Below are 897 nucleotides of genomic sequence, written 5' to 3'. Positions count from 1 at the left end.
GGATGAACAGGGGGAAGACTCTCGAGGAGCTGTTGACGTTAGCCCGCTCGTCGATTTACCCAAACATTTGAGTAAAACTGAAATGGGTATGTCTACCTGTATGGTGGATACTAAACTTGTTGGTACATTTCGTTTGAGCGAAGTACGTGCTAGGCAAGATTTTCTATTATGGGTTTCTTTGTTGGCGAAGGGGCATTCATCCTATGGCTTATCTCGTTATCTTACTAAATACCGTATTAGAAAAGGACAAATTAGTGCGAATAAGTTAGTTGTTGTTCCTAAGACATTTCTCCTTTACATGAGGATTTCTCATATCCCAGTGCCTATGCGGTTCATCTATTTTCTGAGATATGTTTTTAATGCTTTTGCAAAGCGCTCAAAAGTAAAACGATAGCGAATTATACGTCTTGGTTTAATTGGCGTATGTATTTCTTAAGTCGATTGGTTTAAGTAGTGGAGTAAGATAAAAGTGAAGGTGTTAGTGACAGGTGCTGGCGGATTCATAGGGACAGCAATGTGCTCTCAGGTCCGAGGTGCTAAGCTTGACTTGGTGGCGGCGGTTAGGCAAGCGCAGGAGAGAAGTGTTGATGAGGTATCTATAGGTGATATAGACGGTAGTACTGATTGGTCTAAGGTCCTCCAGGGTGTCGATGTTGTAATTCACCTTGCTGGTAAAGCTCATTTTCTAAACCAAACGGGCTTTGATTTTCTGGAAAGTTATCGAACTGTTAATACATTGGGAACCATCAATTTGGTCCGTCAATCGATAGAAGTCGGGGTAAAGAGATTTATTTATATCAGTACCGCTAAAGTAAATGGAGAGCACACTAATAACAGAGGTCCATATAGTGTTGACGATTTTCCATTTCCGAAAGATGCATTTAGTATATCAAAAAT

General features: G+C 40.6%; 2 protein-coding genes. Both read left to right on the top strand.

The features are described from left to right. Window positions 1-394: hypothetical protein (locus A3763_RS29815; RefSeq protein ID WP_231872323.1), on the top strand; the 394-nt coding region annotated here is incomplete at its 5' end. A gap of 120 nt (window positions 395-514) precedes the next feature. Continuing rightward, window positions 515-897: NAD-dependent epimerase/dehydratase family protein (locus A3763_RS25240; RefSeq protein ID WP_156495323.1), on the top strand; the 383-nt coding region annotated here is incomplete at its 3' end.

The sequence above is a fragment of the Oleiphilus sp. HI0128 genome, assembly GCF_001635365.1.
This window is presented reverse-complemented; position numbering and strand designations above follow the sequence as displayed.